Annotated in this window: 28 protein-coding genes; 15 read left to right on the forward strand and 13 right to left on the reverse strand. The window is 54.1% G+C overall.

Annotated features, from left to right (window positions below; all coding sequences use genetic code 11):
* The first annotated feature begins 7 nt into the window (after window positions 1-7).
* On the forward strand, window positions 8-508 hold the full coding sequence (locus M2422_RS05725) for a YbaK/prolyl-tRNA synthetase associated domain-containing protein (protein WP_064672303.1): 501 nt from the start codon (window positions 8-10) through the stop codon (window positions 506-508).
* 21 nt (window positions 509-529) lie between these two features.
* On the opposite strand, the gene yoaI is transcribed toward M2422_RS05725, so the two are convergent.
* Window positions 530-634 carry a small membrane protein YoaI gene (gene yoaI, locus M2422_RS05730; RefSeq protein WP_087822389.1) on the reverse strand — a complete coding sequence of 35 codons (105 nt, stop codon included), beginning with the start codon at window positions 632-634 and terminating at the stop codon, window positions 530-532.
* Window positions 635-779: 145 nt separating this feature from the next.
* On the opposite strand from yoaI, the gene M2422_RS05735 reads away from it, so the two are divergent.
* A complete protein-coding gene (locus M2422_RS05735; RefSeq protein WP_064672302.1) occupies window positions 780-1,226 on the forward strand; it encodes a DUF441 domain-containing protein in 447 nt (148 codons plus the stop codon).
* On the opposite strand, the gene M2422_RS05740 is transcribed toward M2422_RS05735, so the two are convergent.
* Window positions 1,210-2,001, reverse strand: coding sequence for a helix-turn-helix transcriptional regulator (locus M2422_RS05740; RefSeq protein WP_033145241.1), 792 nt, complete (start codon window positions 1,999-2,001; stop codon window positions 1,210-1,212). The genes M2422_RS05735 and M2422_RS05740 overlap by 17 nt on opposite strands.
* A gap of 99 nt (window positions 2,002-2,100) precedes the next feature.
* On the opposite strand from M2422_RS05740, the gene M2422_RS05745 reads away from it, so the two are divergent.
* Entirely contained in the window at window positions 2,101-3,288 is a 1,188-nt protein-coding gene (locus tag M2422_RS05745; RefSeq protein WP_064672301.1) for a CynX/NimT family MFS transporter, read from the forward strand.
* A 32-nt stretch (window positions 3,289-3,320) separates the two neighbouring features.
* On the opposite strand, the gene M2422_RS05750 is transcribed toward M2422_RS05745, so the two are convergent.
* On the reverse strand, window positions 3,321-4,028 hold the full coding sequence (locus tag M2422_RS05750; RefSeq protein ID WP_033145239.1) for a CTP synthase: 708 nt from the start codon (window positions 4,026-4,028) through the stop codon (window positions 3,321-3,323).
* A gap of 101 nt (window positions 4,029-4,129) precedes the next feature.
* Here M2422_RS05750 and M2422_RS05755 point away from each other — a divergent pair, with 101 nt between their 5' ends.
* A complete protein-coding gene (locus M2422_RS05755) occupies window positions 4,130-4,474 on the forward strand; it encodes a DUF488 domain-containing protein (RefSeq protein ID WP_064672300.1) in 345 nt (114 codons plus the stop codon).
* On the opposite strand, the gene M2422_RS05760 is transcribed toward M2422_RS05755, so the two are convergent.
* Together M2422_RS05760 and M2422_RS05765 are read right to left on the reverse strand one after the other, a co-directional pair.
* A complete protein-coding gene (locus M2422_RS05760; RefSeq protein WP_039262013.1) occupies window positions 4,475-4,780 on the reverse strand; it encodes a periplasmic protein in 306 nt (101 codons plus the stop codon).
* Between the two features lie 80 nt (window positions 4,781-4,860).
* Complete coding sequence (locus tag M2422_RS05765; protein ID WP_023311246.1) at window positions 4,861-5,115, reverse strand: DUF333 domain-containing protein; 255 nt, start codon at window positions 5,113-5,115, stop codon at window positions 4,861-4,863.
* A 309-nt stretch (window positions 5,116-5,424) separates the two neighbouring features.
* Here M2422_RS05765 and M2422_RS05770 point away from each other — a divergent pair, with 309 nt between their 5' ends.
* Together M2422_RS05770 and M2422_RS05775 are read left to right on the forward strand one after the other, a co-directional pair.
* Window positions 5,425-6,453, forward strand: coding sequence for a sensor domain-containing diguanylate cyclase (locus tag M2422_RS05770; RefSeq protein WP_064672933.1), 1,029 nt, complete (start codon window positions 5,425-5,427; stop codon window positions 6,451-6,453).
* Between the two features lie 45 nt (window positions 6,454-6,498).
* Entirely contained in the window at window positions 6,499-6,597 is a 99-nt protein-coding gene (locus M2422_RS05775; RefSeq protein WP_029739841.1) for a YoaK family small membrane protein, read from the forward strand.
* A gap of 130 nt (window positions 6,598-6,727) precedes the next feature.
* On the opposite strand, the gene M2422_RS05780 is transcribed toward M2422_RS05775, so the two are convergent.
* The 3 genes from M2422_RS05780 to M2422_RS05790 form a co-directional block, all read right to left on the reverse strand.
* On the reverse strand, window positions 6,728-6,976 hold the full coding sequence (locus tag M2422_RS05780) for a GlsB/YeaQ/YmgE family stress response membrane protein (protein ID WP_006174788.1): 249 nt from the start codon (window positions 6,974-6,976) through the stop codon (window positions 6,728-6,730).
* Window positions 6,977-7,261: 285 nt separating this feature from the next.
* Entirely contained in the window at window positions 7,262-8,746 is a 1,485-nt protein-coding gene (locus M2422_RS05785; protein ID WP_370642431.1) for a diguanylate cyclase, read from the reverse strand.
* Between the two features lie 113 nt (window positions 8,747-8,859).
* Window positions 8,860-10,380: a cyclic diguanylate phosphodiesterase gene (locus M2422_RS05790; protein ID WP_081273714.1), complete on the reverse strand. Its 1,521-nt coding sequence runs from the start codon at window positions 10,378-10,380 to the stop codon at window positions 8,860-8,862.
* Between the two features lie 235 nt (window positions 10,381-10,615).
* Between M2422_RS05790 and M2422_RS05795 the strand changes: the two genes are divergently transcribed.
* The gene (locus M2422_RS05795) at window positions 10,616-12,115 is read left to right on the forward strand and encodes a cyclic diguanylate phosphodiesterase (protein ID WP_064672299.1); all 1,500 of its coding nucleotides are present in this window, start codon (window positions 10,616-10,618) and stop codon (window positions 12,113-12,115) included.
* Window positions 12,116-12,405: 290 nt separating this feature from the next.
* Here the strand turns inward: M2422_RS05795 and M2422_RS05800 are convergent, their stop codons facing one another.
* The 3 genes from M2422_RS05800 to icd all read right to left on the reverse strand — a co-directional run bounded on the left by M2422_RS05800 (window position 12,406) and on the right by icd (window position 14,401).
* A complete protein-coding gene (locus M2422_RS05800; protein WP_033145234.1) occupies window positions 12,406-12,651 on the reverse strand; it encodes a DUF2543 family protein in 246 nt (81 codons plus the stop codon).
* A 74-nt stretch (window positions 12,652-12,725) separates the two neighbouring features.
* Window positions 12,726-13,073, reverse strand: a complete 348-nt coding sequence (locus M2422_RS05805; protein WP_023311240.1) for a DUF1304 domain-containing protein — start codon at window positions 13,071-13,073, stop codon at window positions 12,726-12,728.
* A 77-nt stretch (window positions 13,074-13,150) separates the two neighbouring features.
* The gene (gene icd, locus M2422_RS05810) at window positions 13,151-14,401 is read right to left on the reverse strand and encodes an NADP-dependent isocitrate dehydrogenase (protein WP_032657958.1); all 1,251 of its coding nucleotides are present in this window, start codon (window positions 14,399-14,401) and stop codon (window positions 13,151-13,153) included.
* A gap of 117 nt (window positions 14,402-14,518) precedes the next feature.
* Here icd and rluE point away from each other — a divergent pair, with 117 nt between their 5' ends.
* From rluE to M2422_RS05850, 8 genes are all read left to right on the forward strand, one after another.
* Window positions 14,519-15,172 carry a 23S rRNA pseudouridine(2457) synthase RluE gene (gene rluE / locus M2422_RS05815; protein ID WP_023311239.1) on the forward strand — a complete coding sequence of 218 codons (654 nt, stop codon included), beginning with the start codon at window positions 14,519-14,521 and terminating at the stop codon, window positions 15,170-15,172.
* A 9-nt stretch (window positions 15,173-15,181) separates the two neighbouring features.
* Entirely contained in the window at window positions 15,182-15,655 is a 474-nt protein-coding gene (locus M2422_RS05820) for an NUDIX hydrolase (protein ID WP_064672297.1), read from the forward strand.
* A gap of 40 nt (window positions 15,656-15,695) precedes the next feature.
* Window positions 15,696-16,808: a tRNA 2-thiouridine(34) synthase MnmA gene (mnmA, locus tag M2422_RS05825; protein ID WP_032657963.1), complete on the forward strand. Its 1,113-nt coding sequence runs from the start codon at window positions 15,696-15,698 to the stop codon at window positions 16,806-16,808.
* 26 nt (window positions 16,809-16,834) lie between these two features.
* Window positions 16,835-17,464, forward strand: a complete 630-nt coding sequence (hflD, locus tag M2422_RS05830) for a high frequency lysogenization protein HflD (protein ID WP_032657965.1) — start codon at window positions 16,835-16,837, stop codon at window positions 17,462-17,464.
* A gap of 19 nt (window positions 17,465-17,483) precedes the next feature.
* Entirely contained in the window at window positions 17,484-18,854 is a 1,371-nt protein-coding gene (purB, locus tag M2422_RS05835) for an adenylosuccinate lyase (protein ID WP_008500757.1), read from the forward strand.
* 123 nt (window positions 18,855-18,977) lie between these two features.
* A complete protein-coding gene (gene phoP, locus M2422_RS05840) occupies window positions 18,978-19,649 on the forward strand; it encodes a two-component system response regulator PhoP (protein ID WP_028019015.1) in 672 nt (223 codons plus the stop codon).
* Entirely contained in the window at window positions 19,650-21,113 is a 1,464-nt protein-coding gene (gene phoQ / locus M2422_RS05845; protein WP_064672296.1) for a two-component system sensor histidine kinase PhoQ, read from the forward strand.
* Window positions 21,114-21,204: 91 nt separating this feature from the next.
* Window positions 21,205-22,326 carry a cupin domain-containing protein gene (locus M2422_RS05850; protein WP_023311180.1) on the forward strand — a complete coding sequence of 374 codons (1,122 nt, stop codon included), beginning with the start codon at window positions 21,205-21,207 and terminating at the stop codon, window positions 22,324-22,326.
* A 92-nt stretch (window positions 22,327-22,418) separates the two neighbouring features.
* On the opposite strand, the gene M2422_RS05855 is transcribed toward M2422_RS05850, so the two are convergent.
* Entirely contained in the window at window positions 22,419-22,910 is a 492-nt protein-coding gene (locus tag M2422_RS05855) for an REP-associated tyrosine transposase (protein ID WP_064672295.1), read from the reverse strand.
* A gap of 95 nt (window positions 22,911-23,005) precedes the next feature.
* A complete protein-coding gene (gene pepT / locus M2422_RS05860; RefSeq protein WP_064672294.1) occupies window positions 23,006-24,229 on the reverse strand; it encodes a peptidase T in 1,224 nt (407 codons plus the stop codon).
* Window positions 24,230-24,425 lie beyond the last annotated feature (196 nt).

Below are 24,425 nucleotides of genomic sequence, written 5' to 3' on the forward strand. Positions count from 1 at the left end.
AATCGTTATGACTGACGACGTTATTGGGGCAGGAACCCACCAGCAGCTGATTACCTTACTCACCGAGCAGGGCGCGCGTTTTCGCGTCATGGAGCACGAGGCGGTCGGGAAATGTGAAGCGGTAAGTGAAATTCGCGGGACCGATCTGCGGCAAGGCGCAAAGGCCCTGGTCTGCAAGGTGAAGGGAAACGGCGTAAAAAAACACGTTCTGGCGATTCTGGCCGCCGATCTGCAGGCTGACCTGAGCCAGCTTGCCAGCCATTTTGGCGGGCTAAAGGCCTCCCTCGCCAGCCCGGCCGAGGTCGATATCCTGACCGCCTGCGTTTTCGGCGCGATCCCGCCCTTTAGCTTCCATCCTGATTTGGCGCTGGTTGCCGACCCGCTGCTGTTCGAGCGCTTTGACGAAATCGCCTTTAACGCCGGCCTGCTGGAGAAATCCGTGATTATGGATACCCAGGATTACCTGCGCATCGCCCGTCCTGAGCTGGTGACCTTCCACAAAGCGTAACCGCGATGGCTGGCGACCCTGTCAGCCTTTTCTTTCCAGAAACAGCACGGAGGCGACGAGAATAATGGCAATAGCAAAAAACGATGAGGAGATAATCAGCGTTTCAACAAACATGTGATCGTTCATGATGGCGACCCCTTTTGCGATATCTGCCTTCGTTTTAATCCGCGTAAATGACAAGGTTATGACAGCAATATAATCTTTTTAAAACTGTCCTCCGCCGCGTTTGCGCGTAAAGTAAGCAAGTTGATTATTTTGGCAAGGATTCCCTATGTTTGACCCTACTCTGCTCATTCTTCTGGCACTCGCCGCGCTCGGCTTTGTCAGCCATAACACCACGGTCGCCATCTCGATTCTGGTGCTGATTATTGTTCGCGTGACCCCGTTAAATACCTTCTTCCCGTGGATAGAAAAACAAGGCCTTACCATCGGGATCATTATTTTAACCATCGGGGTAATGGCGCCTATCGGCAGCGGCACGCTTCCCGCCTCAACCCTGCTGCACTCGTTTGTAAACTGGAAATCGCTGGTGGCGATCGCGGTGGGGATTTTTGTTTCGTGGCTGGGCGGGCGCGGCGTTACGCTGATGAGCAGCCAGCCCTCGCTGGTGGCGGGTCTGCTGGTGGGCACCGTGCTGGGCGTGGCGCTCTTTCGCGGCGTTCCGGTGGGGCCGCTGATTGCGGCAGGCCTTGTCTCTCTGTTTATTGGGAAGTCGTAGTCAGGCTGGCCATATAACGCGCCGGCGTCTGGCCCAGTCCCTTTCTGAACATGGTGATAAACGCGGTGGTAGAGTCGTAGCCGAGTGTCTGTGCCACCTGCTGTACCGATTTCCCACCGATCAAATGCTGTAACGCCACGATCAGCTGCAGCTGGTGACGCCAGCGGCGAAAGCTTAAACCGGTCTCTTTCACTACCAGCCGCGCCAGGTTGCGTTCGCTCATGGCAAAGTGGCTCGCCCACTGCGTCAGCGTCTGCCAGGCGGCGGGCTCTTCCGCCATTTTCTCGCTCATCAGCCGAATTTTAGGATGGGGCGAGACGGGCAGCTGCAGATGCTCCTGACGCTGGAGCGGCAGCTCGTCAAACAGAACGTCTACCAGGCGCGACGTGGCCGCAAGAGAGAGTTGTTCACGCGATTTTTCCGCCAGGGATAAAATCAGCTCCCGCACCAGAGGGGAGATTTTCAGGGTGCAGCAGCGGTCGGGCAAGCTTGCCGCCCCCGGTTCAATGAACAAAAAGCAGAGCTGCGCGCCCGGGGTGGCCCTGTTGCTGTGCGGCATCTGGCCGGGGATCCAGACGGCGTACTGGGGCGGAACCATCAGCATGGCATTTTCCACTTCGCAGGTGATCGCGCCGCCGAGGGCCAGAATCAGCTGCCCCTTACGGTGATGATGCCGGGGAATATACTGTTCCTCCGCCACCACGCGGATGCGAAATGCGACGGCCGCGTCGTGCTGGCTATCGGGATCATAGCCGTCCAGTCCCAGACCAATCATCAGTTTGTCCGATTTTAGCGATAAACTGTCATTTTAGCCTGATTTAAACCGCCGGGAAAATCGGTATTGTGTGCGCTCGCTTGAACGTATGAGAACATAATGACTACTGCTATTCGCACCTCAGGAAAACACGGCGCGCTGTTGATTGCAGGCATCCTGATGATTGCCACTACGCTTCGCGTCACCTTTACCGGCGCAGCCCCGCTGCTCGACACTATTCGTCTTGATTATGGCTTAAGCACGGCGCAAACCGGTCTGCTGACTACCCTGCCCCTGCTGGCTTTCGCCCTTGTCTCACCGCTCGCCGCAGGCGTTGCCCGACGTATCGGCATGGAGCGCAGCCTGTTTGTCGCCCTGCTGCTGATTTGCGCCGGAATTGCGGTTCGCTCGCTGCCCTCCGCCGCGCTGCTTTTCATCGGAACCGCGGTCATCGGCTGCGGAATTGCGCTCGGGAACGTGCTGTTACCCGGATTAATTAAGCGTGACTTCCCGGGCCAGGTAGCCCGACTCACCGGGGCCTATTCCCTGACGATGGGCGTCTCGGCGGCGTTTGGCTCAGCGATGATTGTTCCCCTGGCGCAGGGTAGCGCAGGCTGGCATGGCGCGCTGCTGATGCTAATGACGTTTCCGCTGGTCGCGCTGCTGCTCTGGCTGCCGCAGTGGCGCCAGAAACACGTTGCGACGGTAACGGGCGCTGGCGCGCTGCATAACCGCGCCATCTGGCGCTCGGCCCTCGCCTGGCAGGTAACGCTCTTTTTGGGGATTAACTCGCTGATTTACTACGTCATCATCGGCTGGCTGCCGGCGATATTGCTCAGCCACGGCTACAGCGAAGCGCAGGCCGGCTCGGTGCACGGACTGTTGCAGCTGGCCACGGCCGTGCCGGGGCTTGCCGTTCCGCTGATCCTCCACCGTCTGAAAGACCAGCGGGGGATCGCCGGCGCGGTGGCGCTGATGTGCGCGGTAAGCGCGGCGGGGCTATGGTTTATGCCTGACATGGCGGTGATGTGGACGCTGGTGTTTGGCTTTGGCTCTGGAGCAACGATGATCCTCGGCCTGACTTTCATCGGTCTGCGCGCCAGCTCCGCGCACCAGGCTGCGGCGCTGTCCGGCATGGCGCAGTCGATTGGCTATCTGCTCGCCGCCTGCGGCCCTCCGCTGATGGGGAAAATTCACGATAGCGCGGGAGACTGGCAAATCCCGCTTCTGGGCTGCGCTCTGGCCGCCGTGATAATGGCGCTCTGCGGCGTGCTTGCCGGGCGAGACCGCGAGATCGCGCCCCGTTAAAGACTCTGGCAGACCATCGGGTCTGCCTTTTCCTACCCGCGAGCCGCGCGCAGCATCGCCTGCACCAGCACGACCGGACGGCCTTCCAGCGCGGCACGCTCATGCTGGAATAAGGTGATCACGAAGAACGGGTGCGTAACCAGCTCTGCGGCGCGAATTTCCCCCTGTTCGTCCCAGCCCGTAACGTGCATGTCACCGCTTTCCAGCGCCTGTGCAAACGCCGGCGACACGCCATAGTTACAGTGATAGCCCTCTTCAATTTCCGGCTTGCCGTAGGCTTTCGCGATCAGTGTATTTTTGCGCAGCTCAATGGCATCGGTTTTTTCCACCAGCGAGCAGGTCAGCGGCGCAATCACCATGGTGCCTTCTGTATCCGTCTCGGCATGTGCCGCATCGGCCCAGCCCAACACATTGCGGGCATACTCAATCAGCGCGTGCTGGAATCCACCGCAGGTGCCCAGGAACGGTACGCCGTTTTCACGCGCGTAGCGCGCGGCGATAAAGGCCGCCTCGGTGTTTTTATAGGGGCTGGCAGGCACCAGCCAGATGGCATCGTAGCCCACCAGATCTTCAGGGCTTGTCAGCTCCGTGGTGGCAAGCCAGTCGTAATCGGCGGTGAGGTCAAGGACTGCGGCGGCGTCGTCAATCGCCAGCGGGATCGCCTGATGCGCAATAACACTGGGATTGTAATCGCCAACCAGCGCAATGCGCAGCGTCGTTTTAACCGGGAGGTGTTCCATGAAAGGTTCCTTATGCCAGAGTATTATCAGATAACATAAGGAACCTCAGACTACCGATCTTCTGCAATTATCACAATACCTTAAATTGGGAGGGTGGAATTATGATTCAATGCAAACGCGTATACGAGCAGGCTGGTCCGGACGACGGCTATCGGGTGCTGGTAGACAAGCTGTGGCCGCGCGGGGTCAAGAAAACGGACCTCGCGTATGATGAATGGTGTAAAGCGCTCACGCCTTCGAATGAATTACGCAAGGCCTTTCATAGCGAAACCGTTGATTTCGCCGCCTTCAGCAAAGCCTATCGGGAAGAGCTGGCGCAGCATGCTGACGAGGGAATGCGTCTGGCGACGCTGGCGAACAGGCAGACCGTCACCCTGCTCTACGCTGCCAAAGACACGAAGCAAAATCACGCCCTGGTATTAGCCGACTGGCTGCGCCATCTCTGATCAGCCGATCGCCAGCTCATCGAGGATTTGCGGCGCTTCATCGGGAGTGAGCGGCATCAGATGTTCGGCGCGGACAAAGGCAAAGCCGTGCTGATTGTCAAAGGCGTAAACATCGCCAGTCACCAGCCAAAGGGCGCGATCGGCGGTAGCGGGTAATTGCGTCATCACGCCGTTGACCGGGTTAACGAAACGCAGGCCAGGCTGACAAAGGCCAAACAGCTCAACAGATTTACCAATATTGCGACGGCCTGACGCCGTGCGGGCACCGATGATCATCGCCATGCTGCCCGGTTTAAGCTGAAACATACTTCTCTCACGGTAACGATAGCCAGGGACTGGCTAAGAATAATCCTAAAGAGAAGTGTATCGCAGGCAATATACGTCTGTCACCTGGTGGGTTGCGGACGATCGCGACGGTAGAGCGTCCATTCATCAATCACTTCGCCCCCCGGTAGTTTGCACTCCGTGCGTACGCCCTGCGGGCTTTGAACCGGGATCTGTTCCCCACCTTTCTCCAGGCAGTACACGGAGGCCGGGTTCGCCATACCGATAGCGTGCGGTGGTTTCGGCGCATCGGGTGGGGTTGTTTTCGCGGTGCAGGCAGCCAGGGGAAGCGCCAGCGCCAGAAGCAGAAATCTCATCTCATTGATCCTTGTAACATCATGGCAGTCTAAGGTTAACGGGTCATCGCCCCTTTCTCCATGATTTCTCCATTTTAACTGCACTTTTCAACACTATAGTGTGGCATGTTCTCGATATGACCAGAGAACATCATTCCGTAATCAAGATGTCTTTGCCCCGATCTCAACAACGGGGCTTTTTTTCTCTGCTGCTGCCCTCTCCCTGCATATATTAAATTTTTTATATTCATGTTTTACTATGCCTGAAGTCTAAAAATTCAGCATAACATGCAGATGCAGACGTCTTCTGCCTGGGAGTCATTCTACGTCATGTCGGATATTATCCTTGCCCGTGTTTCAGAAACCCTCGCCACTGAACAATCCCTTGAAGGTCTCGTTCGCCAGCTGCTGGAGATGCTGGAGATTGTGACTGACATGGAGTCGACTTACCTCACCAAGGTAGATATCGAAGCCCGACTGCAGCATATCCTCTACGCCCGCAACAGCAAGCAGATGACAATTCCTGAGGGGCTGAGCGTCCCATGGGATGAAACACTGTGCAAGCGCGCGCTGGATAGCGACACCGTATTCAGCAACGACGTTCCCGAACGCTGGCCGGAGTGCGAGGCGGCGAAAGCGCTCGGCATTACGACCTACATGAGTATTCCTGTCCATCTTGCGGATGGTTCACTCTACGGAACGCTTTGTGCCACCAGCACGGCCAGAAAGCCGCTTAGCGAGCGCGGTGAACAGGTCCTGAAGTTATTCGCCGGTCTGATTGCCCAGTCCATTCAGAAAGAGTCGCTGGTAACCCAGCTTCGCGAAGCCAACGCGGCCCTCATCGCGCACTCTTACACGGATGCCCTTACCGGTTTACCCAACCGTCGCGCCATTTTTGAAGATCTGACCACGCTGTTTTCCCTGGCGCGTCACCTTAAACGTAACACCGTCATCGCGTTCATCGATCTCGATGATTTCAAGCTGATTAACGATCGCTACGGCCACGAGGCTGGCGACCAGTTCCTGATTGAAGTGGGCAAGCGTCTGACGGAAGAAAAACAGCAGGACGATATCATTGGCAGGCTGGGCGGCGATGAGTTTCTGGTGGCGTCGTTGAGCACATCCCACAGCGAAGGAGATAACGCGCAGGTCACGCTGCTCAGAACGCGCCTGAGCGCCTGTATTGCCGGGGAATACTGGCTGGGTAACGTCAACCTCATTTACCCCGGAGCCAGCGTCGGCGTTATCGAAGTGGACCCTCGGGTAACCGATCCGGACAGCGCATTACGCGATGCGGATGTCGCGATGTATCAGGATAAGAAAGGAAAAAGCAAAACACGCTTTCTCGCTATGGATTAACCCCGTACACTCTACGGCGTTACAAAAACCGAAACAGGTGATGATATGAGAATAGGGATCCTCTTCCCGGTCGTTATTTTTATAACGGCGGTGATTTTTTTAGCATGGTTTTTTGTCGGTGGTTACGCGGCGCCTGGGGCATAAATGAGAAAAACGACCCTCGTTATGCTGATCGTTGCCATCGCGGCGTTTGCCGGCACGCAGCTTGGCTGGTGGTAAACGCCACTACGTAAAAAGGCCGCCATCTGGCAGCCTTTTTTCACGCTTGTAAGCCTTAGCTTTTGATTTTTCTGTAGATAAACAGAACAACCAGCGCACCGATGACCGCGACGGCAAAGCTGCCGAAGTTAAAGCCATCGACTTTGCCAAAACCGAACAGCGTACTGATCCAGCCGCCGACTACCGCGCCGATAATACCCAGTATTACGGTGACGATAAACCCACCGCCATCTTTGCCCGGCATGATCCACTTCGCCAGAATACCCGCAATAAGCCCAAAGATAATCCAGGATAAAATTCCCATAACTTTCCTCTCTGTATGGTTTTTGTCATTAAATCAACGACACAAAAAAGAATAGCACAGGATTTCAGAAAGGAAATTTGTGATAAGCATCACAATGAGAGAGTGCGCAATTATTCATCAACAAAAGGGTTCAGCCGCATAAACTGTGGGGTTGCATCTTTTGTTGAGAAAGATTATCTTTCTCAACACTGAATAGTTGAGCGTAACACTCAGGTATTCAGTACGACATTGCTCACATTGCTTCCAGTATTTCTTGCCCACTCCTGAGTGGGCTTTTTTTCCTGTTCATACCCCAACAAACGCGTACCGGTTACGTCCTGCGCGCTTTGCCTGATAGAGCGCCTGGTCAGCGGCAATAATGATATTCTGCTGGCTGCCCGCGATGTCGACCGCACGCGCGGTGGAAATCCCGACGCTTACCGTCACCCGCCCGAAGGGGCTAAAATCATGCGCGATTTGAAGGGAGAACACGTTGCGAATAATCGTCTGCGCCAGTCGAAGCGCCTCCTGGATATCCGTATCAGGCAATATCAGCGCAAACTCCTCTCCGCCATAGCGCGCCACAATCTGATTATCACGGGTAAGGCTCTCCCGGAGACTGTTTCCCAGCAGCGTCAGACACCGGTCCCCTTCCGGATGGCCGTAGTTATCGTTGTATTTTTTGAAGTAGTCCACGTCCACAATCAGTATCGAAATTGCTGCGTCATGCGCGGCACAAGTCGCGATTTCCGAGAGGATTCTTTCATCAAAAATGCGACGGTTGTACAGCCCGGTCAACGCATCCTCGGAAGCGATAATCTTCAGCGCCTTATTATCTCTGGTTTTTCTGGATAAGTCGGAATACAGGAAGTATGACGCGACGATAAGTATCGCAGTGAAAACGAAAATGAGCAGCGCCAGCTGAATAGCCTGCTTGCGCCACGGTGCGAGGGCTTCATCAATGCTGACGGCCACTGTGGTCACCAGCCCGTAGCGTCGGTTTTTCTCATAGGCGTAAATGCGTTCGATTTTATCAAACCGCGAAACGGAACTGGCTATCCCGGTATTTTGTACCTTTAGGTATTTCCTGAAGAGGGGTGAATCAGAAAAAATCGTGCCGACGTAGGTATTTTTAAAGGGGTGACGGACCAGCAGCACGCCGGATTGTGTCGTTAAGCCAATGACGCCCAGGTGACCAATATTAATCTGCCCGTAAAGCGCGAGAAAATTCTCGATACCCAGCGTCACCACCACGACACCGTTAAATGCCCCGGTGTGGGTTTCAAGGCGACGACTAATGGTAATGACCCATTTGCCATTGGTTCTGCTTACCACGGGCTCACCAATAAAAATCTGCTGATTTTTATTTTCCTTGTGATAGATAAAAAATGACCTGTCCGATCCTTTGCGTGGGCCTGTAAAAGTTTCATGCAGCGCGGTAAAGATATCGCCCTGAGCGTCGTAAACAACCACATTATTAATCTGGGTAAGAAGATTATCCTGATTATTTATCATCCGCTGAATATTGGTCGCCTGTTGCGGCGTCATGCCATAAATTTCGATTATGTCGGAAACGGTAGTAATTAACATTTCGCTTTGGCGCATGATCCCCTCGGTGTAGACATCAAGGGTATGGCTCAGGTTAGCAACGCTGGTATTAATTTGCTGAATTGACTGCTGTCTGGACGTGGCAATTTGGACGGCAAGCGACAGCGAGATGATCAATGAGACAATGATGACGGTAATGGTTGTTGTGTAAAAAGTATTTTTCACATGCACGAGCTTTTCCACCTTATCACGCCTGACATCCCTGGCTGACAACTCTTGTCACTGTAACAAAGCTGGGGATAAGAGGAAAATGAATTGCACTTAAGCATACAACAGAAGCTCGTCTTTATTTCGTTTTACAAACTAACGGTCTCCCTGGGTTTAGATAAAATAACCTTAATAAAATCGATATAGGAGACGGGCTTACCAAAATAATATCCCTGTAACAGGGTTATCTCATTACGGTTGAGATACTCCAGTTGCTCTTTTGTTTCTACGCCTTCAGCGACAATGCGCAATGAGAGTTTTTTCGCCAGGTCAATGACGCAGTCCAGCAAGATGGTTGAGTCCTTTTCCTCTGAAACCCGTTTCACAAAGCTTTTATCAATTTTAATATAATCAATGGCAAGCGCATTAAGGCATGACAGCCCGGAATAACCCGTACCAAAATCATCCAGGGCAATAACAAAGCCGGCGTTATGCAGCATGTTAAGGTTCTCCACGAGGTGAGGATTATCAACCAGCGGTTCACGCTCGGTCACTTCGAGAACCAGTTTAACCTCTTTACCCTGAAACCCCTTCCCGAAGACGCGACAGTCACCGATGAATGAAGGCGCATTAATATGCCTGGCGCTGATGTTCACCCCGATATGAAACCCGTCCGGTAGCTTAGGCAAAAGCGGCTTAAGCTGGGTCACTACTTTCGCCATCAATCCTTTGGTCAGCGGAATAATCAACCCGCTACGTTCGGCAATCGGAATAAAGACATCCGGCGGGATAAAGCCTGACTTTGGATGCTTCCATCTTGCCAGGACCTCAACGCCGTACAGCCCGCCGGTATCGCCGTTCACGATCGGCTGGTAATAAGGCTCGATCTCCCCCTGCAAAATGGCCTTACGCAAGTCGTCTTCAAATGAGGTGCTTTTCCCCTTGTATCGGCGGATCAAAATGCCCACCGCCACCGATAGCGCGAGAATAAGCAGTATCAGGCTCCATCCCTGCTGCAAAAGCCGCGTCAGGCTGAAAAAGGCAGGAGGTTGCCACGCCAGGCTAAAGGGAAATTGCGTTGACGCCGTAAGCGCCCCCGTCCAGGAGGCCGCTTTCCAGCCCCTCACATCGCCGTTGCGAACAAGCATGCTTTCGCCGACAACCAGCCTCAGATCCACGCTGTTCGATGCGCTTGCAATGACGTCCTGCAAATGCGCGTCACTGATGCTGACGATGACGCGCCCTCCCTCTATGGGCATCTGGAAGATAAGCACCGGAATGCCGTTCACCAGTCGATTGCCGGGTAACAGCATCAATTTTTCGGAAGGTAACGTCTCAGGATGAATAATCAACACGCCATTCCCGGGAAGGGAAGTACAGATGATTTTACCCTGCAGCTCGATCATGATGGCGCGCAGATGCGGTTTTAGCGCTGCCTCTGTCCCCAGCGCCAGCTGTCCGCTACTGGTACACCCTTGAGCCGCAACGCGCTTTGCCGTGCTGGCCGCACTGACTGCTTCAGCCAGAATGTTTTCTATTTTTTGGGTGCCCGCCGTGGCGGTATGACTATTACTCAGCTTCGCCATCTGCCATAGCTGCCAGTTAATAATCAAAATGCCGCTCAGAAAAAGAAACAGAGCGCTAAGAATAGGGATCATCACGTTGCGCACGATGTTTTCCTTAATAGAAAAAACAAGCATGGATGTTCTGGTAGAAGAGCCTGTGCTAACCCGGTATTGCTTATAACAATGAAAATAGCTTAGCTGAGAATTGTCTTAAAAAACTGATACTTTCGTATGAGTTCACCTGCCGGCATTTACTCACATGACGTGACTATCAGGCTTGTTCCTTGCCCTGGCTGTGTTAAGATTTGTGAAATCAGGGAGCGGACTGGATAACTGGAAAATGAAAAAGCTCATTGCCGTTGCTATTGTTTCATCGCTTCTGGTCTTCCTGTCTCTTTATGCGGTCAATGCTGTAATCATTGGTCAGCAGAAGAGCAAACAGCGTGAAATATCCCGTACCCTTTTACATTATTCAGAAGACGTGTCCCAAAGCGTGGCGCTGGGTCTCAAAAGCATCACGACGCAGGGATGCGATAAAACCAGCCTCGATCGCTACAGACAAATTAAGCTTAATAATCTTTATTTTGCCGATATCGGCTTTATTGAGAAGGGAAAAATAGTCTGTACCGCTTTTTGGGGGAAACTCGCGACGCCCGTTGCACTTCCTGCAGAACTGCATAAAACGCCGAGGGGTTTTCTCCTGGCCCAGTTTTCGAGAAAAGACTTTTTCACGGGTAATGCGGCAATTTATAATAATATTATTATCTTCACCTCCCGCTATGCTTACGATAAATTCACCCCGGTTACCGCAAGCTATTCGCTCAGTGCTACCACCAAAGACTTCGGCAGAGTCTTTTTTTCGGCCACCACGGAGCTAAATCAGCAGAGCTGGCTGCATTCGACATTGTTTACCCTGACCCTGACACAGTGCAGCGCCTTCTGGGACCTGTGCGTCATCGTGAAGCATCACGACGCCGGGCTCGCCTCGTTACCTCCGTTTATCTTTGTGCTTCTCGCGGTCATTCTCTGTTTTATCTGGATTGCGATAACGTTATTTATCTTCCGTATCTATGAAGACCGTTTTTCTCTGGAACGTACGCTGATAAAAGCCGTCCTCACGAATACCATCAGTGTTAACTATCAGCCCATTATTCGCATTCACGATCAAAAAATCGTGGGTGTAGAAGTTCTGTCGAGATGGCGTGACCAAAAGCACGGGGACGTCTCTCCGGAGCTGTTTATCCCATTAATTAAGAAGATCGGTCTGTATAAAAAATATTACAGTAATATTATCGAAAAATCCCTTTCCGAAATTGCCCCTCTGGCCATAAAACACCAGCTGATAGTCTCAATAAACGTTGGGCACAAGGAAATTGAAGATGGACAGTTCATTACCATTTTGCGTCGTGCGTGTTTTGCCAATCACCTTCCCCTTTCCCTGATGAAGGTCGAACTTTCTGAGAAAGCCGTTTCCACGGCAGATATCCTCGAGGGATTCTGTCAGGAGCTGAAATCGCTCGGCGTTAAAATATCAATAGATGATTTTGGCGTGCAAAACTCCAATCTCGCCCGCCTGTCGCTGCTTGAATATGATGAAATCAAAATCGATAAGTCGCTTGTGGACGGCATCAGCGAGCATTATAAGCAAAACATCTTTGCAATCTTCTGCGATGCCCTTGCAAAATTGAATAAAACGCTTGTTTTCGAGGGCGTGGAAAATGAAATTCAATATCGCTTTATTGCAAGCAGATATCCCGATGCGCTGATTCAGGGATGGTATTTTTCAAAAGCACTCACCCGGAGCGAGCTGGCGAAGCGACTCACCGGGGTCGCACCGTAACCCGAAGCCTTGCGCGTCCGTTTTTTTCCAGTCGGGCATTTCTATTTTTTACGCAAAAACATATAGTCGTCACATTCAGACGGTAGATTACCCTGAAGCACACTCATATTTTGGTTAAAAACGTGAAATTATCCTTACTATTCCCAGTGGCACTCTTTTGTCTGACCGTTATTTTCGCGCTGTTTATCGACGCCCCCGCTTCGCATATTCTGCGGAAAAAATGCATGTGGTCCGATAGCGTGATGCTGAGCTGTATCGCAAAGCATCAGCATAACGGTTTTTGAAGCAGACTATTCATTTCCCCACTGATTGAGGAAGTTCGCAATATCATCAACGCGACCCGCACGGATCCCGGCCTCAGTGGCCATCTCCTGCTGGGCTTCCTCGCTAATCTCCTCATTATTCGATAAACGGGTGAGCAGCAGCTGGAAATAATGTGCGAGCGCGTCGCGCTCTGACTCAGCGACCTGCTCAGCGGCTTCCGTCGCGTACTCATCGGCAATGTCATAATATTTCAGTGGGATATCGTTGTTCATAACAGTCTCGTCGCTAATTTTTACAGGTAAAGCCATCAGTATATCGGACGCCCTATCTCAACCAAAGCATTGCTTCAGATGAGTAACGCAAGCAGCGCTGCGAGAGCAGGCGCGGCCTGTACATACAAAATTTTTCGGCTGGCGGTGGCTGCGCCAAAGAGTCCGGCGATCAGCACGCAGGTCAGGAAGAAGATGGCCACCTGAATCCCCTTTTCCCCGAGCCAGAGGCTCCAGAGCAGACCGGCCGCCAGAAAACCGTTATACAGCCCCTGATTCGCGGCCAGCACGCGGGTCTCGCGCGCAAAATCAGGACGCAGATTAAAGGCCTTATGCCCTGTTTTGGTATTCCACAGGAACATTTCCAGCACAAGAATATAAAGATGGATGAATGCAACGACAGCGATAAGGACGGTGGCTAACATCGTGTTGTCTCCCGCAGGCAGAGGCAAAAAAAACGGGAACCCTCAGGCCCCCGCTCTTGTTTAACCCAGAATCTGGATTACATGTTCGCGATAATCGCGTCGCCAAACTCTGAGCATTTCAGCAGCTTAGCGCCTTCCATCAGACGTTCGAAGTCATAGGTTACGGTTTTCGCGTTGATCGCGCCTTCCATACCTTTAACGATCAGGTCTGCGGCTTCGAACCATTCCATATGACGCAGCATCATCTCTGCGGACAGGATGATAGAGCCTGGGTTCACTTTGTCCTGGCCCGCGTATTTAGGTGCAGTACCGTGGGTTGCTTCGAACAGGGCGCACTCGTCACCGATGTTCGCGCCAGGGGCGATACCGATACCGCCAACCTGAGCTGCCAGGGCGTCAGAGATGTAGTCACCGTTCAGGTTCATACAGGCAATCACGTCGTATTCTGCAGGACGCAGCAGGATCTGCTGCAGGAACGCATCGGCGATCACATCTTTAATGATGATCTCTTTGCCGGTGTTCGGGTTCTTGATCTTCTGCCACGGGCCACCGTCGATCAGCTCACCGCCGAACTCTTCTTTCGCCAACTGGTAGCCCCAGTCTTTGAACGCGCCTTCGGTGAACTTCATGATGTTGCCTTTGTGAACCAGAGTCACAGAGTCACGGTCGTTGGTGATCGCGTATTCGATGGCCGCACGCACCAGACGTTTAGTACCGTCTTCAGAGCATGGCTTGATGCCGATACCGCAATGCTCAGGGAAGCGAATTTTCTTCACGCCCATCTCTTCGCGCAGGAATTTAATCACTTTTTCTGCGTCAGCAGAGTCCGCTTTCCATTCGATACCCGCGTAGATGTCTTCTGAGTTTTCGCGGAAGATAACCATATCGGTCAGTTCAGGGTGCTTAACCGGGCTTGGGGTGCCCTGATAGTAACGAACCGGACGCAGACACACGTACAGGTCCAGCTCCTGACGCAGTGCCACGTTCAGGGAACGGATACCGCCGCCAACTGGCGTCGTCAGTGGGCCTTTAATAGCAACGCGGTAGTCGCGGATCAGGTCCAGCGTTTCTGCTGGCAGCCAGACGTCCTGGCCATAAACTTGAGTAGATTTCTCACCGGTGTAAATTTCCATCCAGGAAATTTTACGCTCGCCTTTGTAGGCTTTCTCAACAGCGGCATCAACCACTTTCAGCATCGCCGGGGTAACGTCTACACCTATACCGTCACCTTCGATGAACGGGATAATCGGATTGTGAGGAACGTTAATCTTGCCGTTTTGCAGGGTGATCTTTTTACCTTCCGCCGGAACAACTACTTTGCTTTCCATTAACCTCTCCTTCGAGCGCTTCTGGTTGTTACTGATCTTATGTTAATAAATTGTAATGAGCCCTTCGATAGTACCTGATTGTCCTGCGCCATGAAAGGTCTTCGTTATTAGGCTATAATGCGGCAATTGATAACGCCTGAAAATACCATGAAGAAAACTTCTTTTACAAAACACCGGGTTGAGCGATTCAGCTCGCGACAAGCCGCCAGAAGACCGCAGGAAACCCAGCCGAAGCGGGTTATTTTGTTCAATAAACCCTACGATGTTTTGCCGCAGTTTACCGATGAAGCCGGGCGCAGCACGCTGAAGGACTACATTCCCGTTCAGGGCGTCTACGCGGCCGGGCGCCTGGACCGCGACAGCGAAGGCCTTCTGGTCTTAACCAACGACGGCGCGTTGCAGGCAAAGCTCACGCAGCCGGGCAAACGCACCGGCAAAATTTACTTCGTCCAGGTGGAAGGCGAGCCGGATGACGCGACGCTGGCAGCGCTACGCAGCGGCGTGACGTTGAACGACGGCCCAACCCTGCCCGCAGGTATTGAACGCGTGAATGAGCCGGAGTGGCTGTGGCCGCGCAACCCGCCGATTCGCGAACGCAAATCCATCCCGACAAGCTGGCTCAAAATCACCCTTTATGAAGGCCGCAACCGCCAGGTTCGCCGCATGACCGCACACGTCGGCTTCCCTACCCTGCGTCTCATTCGCTACGCCATGGGCAGCTACACCCTGGAAACGCTGGCAAACGGCGAATGGCGCGACGTCACCCCTTAAGGAGTCACTATGTTTAAACCTCATGTCACGGTTGCCTGCGTGGTCCACGCCAGGGGTAAATTCCTTGTTGTTGAAGAGAGCATTAACGGCAAAGCGCTGTGGAACCAGCCTGCCGGACACCTTGAAGCCAATGAAACCCTGCTGCAGGCAGCAAAACGCGAGCTGTGGGAAGAGACCGGTATTCACGCTGAGCCCCAGCACTTCATCCGTATGCACCAGTGGATCGCGCCGGATCACACCCCGTTCCTGCGCTTTTTATTCGCCGTTGAGCTTAGCGAAACGTGCGCCACAGAGCCGCAGGATGACGATATCGATCGCTGTCTATGGGTCACCGCCGAAGAGATCCTGAACGCGCCAAACCTGCGCTCGCCGCTGGTTGCGGAAAGCATTCGCTGCTGGCAGTCTGCTGGCCGCTTACCGCTGGACGTCATCGGCGCATTTAACTGGCCGTTTACAGAGGGTGTCAATGGTGGGGGGGCGTGATAGAATACGCCGCCTTGAAGTTCAATGTCGTGAGTATTCCATGTCAGATAACAGCCAGAAAAAAGTGATCGTCGGCATGTCCGGCGGTGTCGATTCCTCCGTTTCCGCCTACCTGTTACAGCAACAGGGCTATAAGGTGGAGGGCCTGTTCATGAAGAACTGGGAGGAAGATGATGGCGAGGAATACTGCACCGCCGCTGCGGATCTCGCCGACGCGCAGGCCGTATGCGATAAGCTCGGCATTGAACTGCACACCGTTAACTTTGCCGCAGAATACTGGGACAACGTTTTTGAACTGTTCCTGGAAGAGTACAAAGCGGGCCGCACGCCGAACCCGGATATTCTGTGCAACAAAGAGATCAAATTTAAGGCCTTCCTGGAATTCGCCGCGGAAGATCTGGGCGCTGACTACATTGCGACCGGTCACTACGTGCGTCGCGCAGACGTCAATGGCAAAAGCCAGCTGCTGCGCGGTCTGGACGGCAACAAAGATCAAAGCTACTTCCTCTATACGCTGAGCCACGAGCAAATCGCCCAGAGCCTGTTCCCGGTCGGCGAGCTGGAAAAGCCGCAGGTGCGTAAAATCGCCGAAGAGCTGGACCTGATCACCGCGAAGAAAAAAGACTCTACCGGCATTTGCTTCATCGGCGAGCGCAAATTCCGCGATTTCCTGGGACGTTACCTGCCTGCTCAGCCGGGTAAAATTGTCACCGTCGACGGGGAAGAGATTGGCCAGCATCAGGGGCTGATGTACCACACGCTCGGCCAGCGTAAAGGGCTGGGTATTGGCGGGACAAAAGAAGGTAGCGAAGATCCATGGTATGTTGTCGACAAAGACGTCGAAAACAATATTCTGGTTGTTGCCCAGGGTCACGATCATCCGCGTCTGATGTCCGTTGGCCTTATCGCGCAGCAGCTTCACTGGGTCGATCGTGAGCCGCTGAAAGGCACCCTGCGCTGCACGGTGAAAACACGCTACCGTCAGACCGATATTCCTTGCACCATTACCGCGCTTGATGACGATCGCATTGACGTGCGTTTCGACGAGCCGGTCGCAGCCGTCACCCCGGGTCAGTCTGCTGTCTTCTACAGCGGCGAAATCTGTCTGGGCGGCGGGATCATTGAACAGCGCCTGCCGCTGCCTGCTGTTTAATACGATTCACACATAAAGGAGACCGTGTGGCGAAGAACTACTATGACATCACCCTGGCGCTGGCGGGAATTTGCCAGTCAGCCCGTCTGGTGCAACAGCTGGCGCATCAGGGTCATTGCGACGCAGATGCCCTGCACGTTTCACTGAACAGCGTTATCGATCTCAACCCCGGCTCGACCCTGGGCGTGTTCGGCGGCAGTGAAACTAATCTTCGTCTCGGTCTTGAAACCCTGCTCGGCGTGCTTAACGCCAGCAGCCGTCAGGGATTAAACGCGGAGCTGACCCGCTACACGCTGAGCCTGATGGTGCTGGAGCGTAAGCTGAGCGCCGCAAAAGGCGCAATGAATACCCTGGGCGATCGTATTGCCGGGCTGCAGCGCCAACTTGACCATTTTGATCTGCAGTCCGAAACGCTGCTGAGCGCTATGGCCGGCATTTATGTTGACGTCATCAGCCCGCTGGGGCCGCGTATTCAGGTCACCGGATCCCCTGCCGTGCTGCAAAGTCCGCAGGTACAGGCAAAAGTGCGCGCGTCCCTGCTGGCAGGTATCCGCGCCGCCGTGCTGTGGCACCAGGTGGGCGGTGGCCGCCTGCAGTTAATGTTTTCTCGTAATCGCCTGACCACTCAGGCAAAACAAATTCTTGCTCATTGTTAACCTCCCGGAGTTGCGAATTATGGAATTATCCTCACTGACCGCCGTATCCCCTGTCGATGGACGCTACGGCGATAAAGTCAGCGCGCTGCGCGGGATCTTCAGCGAATATGGTTTGCTGAAGTTCCGTGTTCAGGTTGAAGTACGCTGGCTGCAAAAGCTGGCCGCCCAGGCAGCAATCAAGGAAGTTCCTGCTTTTGACGAAAAGGCAAACGATTACCTTGATAAAATCGTTGCCGAGTTTAGCGAACAAGACGCCGCGCGCATTAAAACCATCGAACGCACCACCAACCACGACGTGAAAGCGGTTGAGTACTTCCTGAAAGAGAAAGTGGAAAGCGTCCCTGCGCTGCATGCCGTGTCTGAGTTCATTCACTTCGCCTGTACCTCTGAAGACATCAACAACCTCTCTCACGCGCTGATGCTCTCCACCGCGCGTAAAGAGGTGGTGCTGCCTTACTGGCGTAAAATCATCGACGCGGTAAAAGCGCTGTCCGTGGAATACCGCGACATTCCGCTGCTCTCCCGTACCCACGGCCAGCCAGCCACCCCATCCACGATGGGTAAAGAGATGGCGAACGTCGCGTACCGTATGGAGCGCCAGTACCGTCAGCTGGAGCAGGTTGAGATCCTCGGCAAAATCAACGGCGCGGTCGGTAACTATAACGCCCACATCGCCGCTTACCCGGAAGTGGACTGGCACCAGTTCAGCGAAGAGTTCGTGACCTCTCTGGGCATTCAGTGGAACCCGTACACCACGCAGATTGAGCCGCACGACTATATCGCCGAACTGTTTGACTGCATCGCGCGCTTCAACACCATCCTGATCGACTTCGATCGTGACGTGTGGGGCTACATCGCCCTGAACCACTTCAAGCAGAAAACCATCGCCGGTGAAATCGGCTCTTCCACCATGCCGCACAAAGTGAACCCAATCGACTTCGAAAACTCCGAAGGCAACCTGGGCCTGGCGAACGCCGTGCTGCAGCATATGGCAAGCAAACTGCCGGTATCCCGCTGGCAGCGCGACCTGACCGACTCCACCGTACTGCGTAACCTGGGCGTGGGCATTGGCTACGCGCTGATCGCGTACCAGTCCACCCTGAAAGGCGTGAGCAAACTGGAAGTGAACCGTGACCGTCTGCTGGACGAGCTGGATCACAACTGGGAAGTGCTGGCGGAGCCAATCCAGACCGTGATGCGCCGTTACGGTATCGAAAAACCGTACGAGAAGCTGAAAGAGCTGACCCGCGGCAAACGCGTTGACGCCGAAGGCATGAAGCAGTTTATCGACGGTCTGGCGCTGCCGGAAGAAGAGAAAACGCGCCTGAAGGCGATGACCCCGGCGAACTACATTGGCCGCGCCATCACCATGGTCGACGAGCTGAAGTAACGCCCCTCTCCCCCTTTTCGCCCGAAAAGGGGGATGCTTTTCCCCGGTTTACTCAATGTTTATCCCCACAACAACATAATCAGCGTTAAACTATTCATACCAATTATTTAGGGAGAAGAGATGATGCGCGTACTGGTTGTTGAGGATAACGCATTGCTACGCCATCACCTGAAGGTTCAGCTTCAGGAGATGGGACATCAGGTGGACGATGCTGAAGATGCAAAAGAAGCCGATTATTATCTCAATGAACACCTGCCGGATATCGCCATTGTCGATTTAGGGTTGCCTGACGAAGACGGTCTGTCGTTAATTCGCCGCTGGCGCAGCCACGATGTCTCCCTGCCGGTTCTGGTTCTGACCGCCCGTGAAGGCTGGCAGGATAAGGTCGAAGTGCTCAGCGCGGGTGCAGACGATTACGTCACCAAGCCGTTTCATATTGAAGAGGTGGCGGCGCGCATGCAGGCGCTGTTACGCCGCAACAGCGGGCTGGCTTCACAGGTTATTTCCATCCCACCATTCCAGGTCGATCTCTCCCGCCGGGAATTAGCAATCAATGATGAAGTGATTAAGCTCACCGCCTTCGAATACACCATTATGGAAACGCTGATCCGTAACAATGGCAAAGTGGTGAGCAAAGATTCCTTAATGCTCCAGCTTTACCCTGATGCTGAACTGCGCGAGAGCCATACCATTGACGTGCTGATGGGCCGTTTGCGTAAGAAAATTCAGGCGCAGTATCCGCAGGATGTGATTACCACCGTCCGTGGCCAGGGCTACCTGTTCGAATTACGCTAAATGAGAGGGATTTTACGCCACATTCTGCCCCTCTCGCTGCGGGTTCGTTTCTTACTGGCAACAGCCGCCGTCGTGCTGGTGCTGTCGCTCTCCTACGGCATGGTCGCCCTGGTGGGCTACAGCGTCAGCTTTGATAAAACCACCTTTCGGCTGTTGCGCGGCGAAAGCAATCTGTTTTATACCCTGGCGAAGTGGGAAAACAACCGAATCACCGTCGAAATGCCGGAAAACCTCAACCAGCAGAGCCCAACGCTGGCCCTGATTTATAACGAAAAAGGGAAATTACTGTGGGCGCAGCGTGATATCCCCTGGCTGGTTAAAAGCATTCGTCCGGACTGGCTCAAAACCAACGGGTTTCATGAAATTGAAGCCGATCTCAACACCACCAGCTCGCTGATCCGTGAAGATCGTTCCCTGCAGCAAAAGCTGAACGAGATCCGCGCCGACAACGCCGAAACGGAGATGACGCACTCCGTCGCGATTAACCTCTATCCGGCGACGCTGAACATGCCGCAGCTGACCATTGTGGTGATCGACACCATTCCGGTCGAGCTGAAGCGTTCTTATATGGTCTGGAGCTGGTTCATCTACGTTCTGGCTGCGAATCTCCTGCTGGTGATCCCGCTGCTGTGGGTGGCGGCGTGGTGGAGCTTGCGCCCCATTGAGTCACTGGCGAAAGAGGTTCGTGAGCTGGAAGAACATCATCGCGAGAAGCTGAACCCGGAGACCACCCGAGAGCTCACCAGCCTGGTGCGTAACCTCAACCGCCTGCTGAAAAGTGAACGCGAACGCTACGATAAATACCGTACCACCCTTACCGATCTGACCCACAGCCTGAAAACCCCGCTGGCCGTCATGCAAAGTACCCTGCGTTCAATGCGCAGTTCGAAGCTGAGCGTCGATGATGCCGAGCCGGTGATGCTGGAGCAAATCAGCCGTATTTCCCAGCAAATTGGCTATTACCTGCATCGCGCCAGCATGCGTTCAGGAAGCGCGCTTCTGAGCCGCGAGCTGCACCCGGTAGCCCCGCTTCTGGATAACCTCACGTCCGCCCTCAACAAGGTGTATCAGCGTAAAGGGGTGAACATCAGCCTCGATATCTCGCCAGAGATAAGCTTTGTGGGTGAAAAAAATGACTTCATGGAAGTGATGGGTAACCTGCTGGATAACGCCTGCAAATACTGTCTGGAGTTCGTGGAAGTGTCTGCGCGTCAGACGGAAACCGAACTGCATATTATCGTTGAGGATGATGGCCCGGGGATCCCGCGAAATAAACGCGATGTGGTGTTCGATCGCGGTCAGCGCGCCGATACGCTACGTCCTGGCCAGGGCGTAGGATTAGCCGTCGCCCGTGAGATTGTCGACCAGTACGACGGGAAAATCGAAACCGGCGAAAGTCTTCTGGGCGGCGCCAGAATGGAGGTTATTTTTGGCCGCCAGCAGCCCACATTGAACGATAGTTAACCCGTTATGTGAAAAATGCGAGGATCTCGCAGCCGGGGGGCTGAGCTTCCGTTATAATCCGAGTCAGTAAGAGCCTGCGGAATAAAAAAATATGGATTATCACTTAACGCTTAACTGGCCCGAGTTTATTGAACGTTACTGGCAAAAACGCCCGGTGGTTCTGAAACGCGGATTCAGCAATTTTGTCGACCCTATCTCGCCTGACGAGCTGGCAGGTCTGGCCATGGAAAACGAAGTCGACAGCCGTCTGGTGAGCCACCAGGACGGGAAATGGCAGGTTAGCCACGGTCCTTTCGAGAGCTACGATCACCTCGGTGAAAACAACTGGTCGCTGCTGGTGCAGGCGGTCAACCACTGGCACGAGCCGACTGCCGCCTTAATGCGCCCGTTCCGCGCCCTGCCCGACTGGCGCATGGACGATCTGATGATCTCCTTCTCCGTGCCGGGCGGCGGCGTAGGTCCACATCTTGACCAGTACGACGTGTTCATCATTCAGGGTACGGGCCGCCGCCGCTGGCGCGTGGGCGAAAAAGTCCCGATGAAGCAGCACTGCCCGCATCCTGACCTGCTTCAGGTTGACCCGTTTGAAGGGATTATCGATGAAGAGCTGGAGCCGGGTGATATTCTCTACATTCCGCCGGGATTCCCTCACGAAGGCTACTCCCTGGAAAACTCACTCAACTACTCCGTGGGGTTCCGCGCGCCAAGCGGCCGCGAGATGATCAGCGGATTTGCCGACTATGTTCTGCAACGCGAGCTGGGCAGCTATCGTTACAGCGATCCTGATGTGCCTGCGCGCGAGCATCCGGCGGATATTCTGCCAGAAGAACTCGATAAGCTGCGCGGCATGATGCTGGATCTGATCAACGAGCCGGAGCACTTCAAACAGTGGTTTGGTGAGTTTATCAGCCAGTCTCGTCATGAGCTGGACGTTGCGCCGCCGGAGCCGCCGTATCAGGCCGACGAGATTTATGATGCGCTTCAGCAGGGCGACAAGCTGACGCGTCTGGGCGGGTTGCGCGTGCTGCGCATTGGTGAAGAGGTGTTCGTCAACGGCGAGAAGCTGGACTCTCCGCACCGTCCGGCGCTGGAAGCCATTGCCAGCCATCTGGTGCTGACTGCCGACACCTTTGGCGATGCGCTGGAAGATCCTTCCTTCCTCGCGATGCTCGCCGCGCTGGTCAACAGCGGGTACTGGTTCTTTGAGGACTAAGTCGTGATATTTGCCGGGTGGCGGCTTCGCCTTACCCGGCCTACAAAAGCACGATCCCGTAGGCCCGGTAAGCGTAGCGCCACCGGGCGTTTTTATCTCCGCTCACCCGCCGCAAAATCCTCGATCTCTCCCGCCCAATCCACCGGATACAAGCCTTCCCGTACATCGCGATGAAACGTTGAATACGGCCAGTCGCTGACCTTACTGACATAGCCATGTTTCACCGGATTGATGTAGACGTAATCCACATGCCGACGGTAGTCTTTTTCGTTACGGACTGTGTGCTCCCAGAAGCGTGGCTGCCAGATATGGCGCATGCCGATGTAGCGGCTGAATGTCTTTTTAATGTCGCGCCAGCGGGCCGAAAAGTCACTGTCGCCTTCCGGTAAGGTCCAGATACAGTGCATATGTTCAGGAAGGATTACCCATGCGTTGATAGTAAATGGCTTTGCATGTTTAACCGTTGAGGTGGCAGCACGCAGGCTGTCGATATGACGGGTAAGCAAATCGCTTTGGCGGTTTTGCAGGTTGACGGTGAAGAACCAGGTTCCACCAGGGACGTAGTGGCGACGATAGTTTGACATGGCGCTCCTTGCCTGAATGCCGGGTGGCGGCTTCGCCTTACCCGGCCTACATTACGATCGTAGGCTCGGTAAGCGTAGCGCCACCGGGCTTTTTCTTACCGCTTCGCGGTCAACTCCGCTATCCGCACTATCACCTTCACCGCTTTTTCCATTCCTTCGAGCGTCACAAACTCATGCTTGCCATGGTAGTTGTAGCCACCGGTAAACAGGTTCGGGCACGGCAGCCCCATAAACGACAGCTGAGAACCGTCGGTGCCGCCGCGAATCGGCTTCAGCTGCGGTTCAATATCGCAATCGCGCATCGCCTGCTGGGCGATATCGAGAATATGCGGATGCGCCATCACCTTCTCGCGCATGTTGTAATAGCTGTCTTCAATGATCAGCTCAATATAGCAATCAGGGTGTAAACCTTTACCGACCTTCTTGGCGATCTCCATCATCTTGCGCTTGCGCGCCTCAAAGGCTTTGCGGTCGAAATCGCGGATGATGTAGTGCATCTGCGCGCTGTCCACGGTGCCTTTGATGCTGGTCAGGTGATAGAAACCTTCATACCCTTCGGTCTGTTCAGGGCTCTCTTCCGCCGGGACTTCTGCATGAATTCTGGACGCCAGCGACAGCGCGTTCACCATGACACCTTTCGCCGAGCCGGGGTGAACGTTGTTGCCGACAATTTTGATCGTGACGGACGCGGCATTGAAGTTTTCATACTCCAGTTCACCGACGCCGCCGCCGTCGACGGTATAGGCCCACTGCGCGTTAAAAGCTTCCACGTCGAAGTGCTTCGCGCCCTTGCCGACCTCTTCATCCGGCGTAAAGGCCACGCGGATATCCCCGTGCGGGATATTTTTGCCCTTCAGCACCGCCAGCGCCGTCATGATCTCCGCGATACCCGCCTTGTCATCCGCCCCCAGCAGCGTTTTACCGTCGGTGGTGATCAGCGTCTGGCCCAGCAGCTGGTGCAGCACGGGGAACATCACCGGCGAGAGCACCTCGTCGCCAATGCCCAGCGCAATATCGCCGCCGCGGTAGTTTTCCACAATCTGCGGGTTCACATGTTTACCGCTAAAATCCGGAGAGGTGTCGACATGGGAGATAAAGCCAATCGCCGGAATATCACCCTTAACATTCGCCGGCAGCGTTGCCATCACAGTGCCTTTTTCACTTAACGTGACGTTGACCAGCCCCATGGCGTCAAGCTGCTCTTTAAGCAGGTTTAATAACTTCCACTGGCCTTCGGTGCTCGGCACCTGGCGAACACCCGGTTTAGATTGGGTATCCAGCGAAACGTACTGTAAAAAACGCTCAAGTAATTTATCCATGCAGTCACCCTCACTTTTCGTGACAACATTATCAGTAAGCATCAAAACGCAAATATTGCGTCAGGTCACTTTTATCCCGCAAACGAGAATATTTTCCGTTTATATGGTTATGCGTTAGTAAATGTAGCTTATGAATCAGTGACAAGGTTTGGCGTTCGCAGGGGATTGCCGTAGAATGTCCGCCCTCATTACGAGT

The organism is Enterobacter sp. SLBN-59 (assembly GCF_024807915.1).
GTDB lineage: Bacteria > Pseudomonadota > Gammaproteobacteria > Enterobacterales > Enterobacteriaceae > Enterobacter > Enterobacter asburiae_B.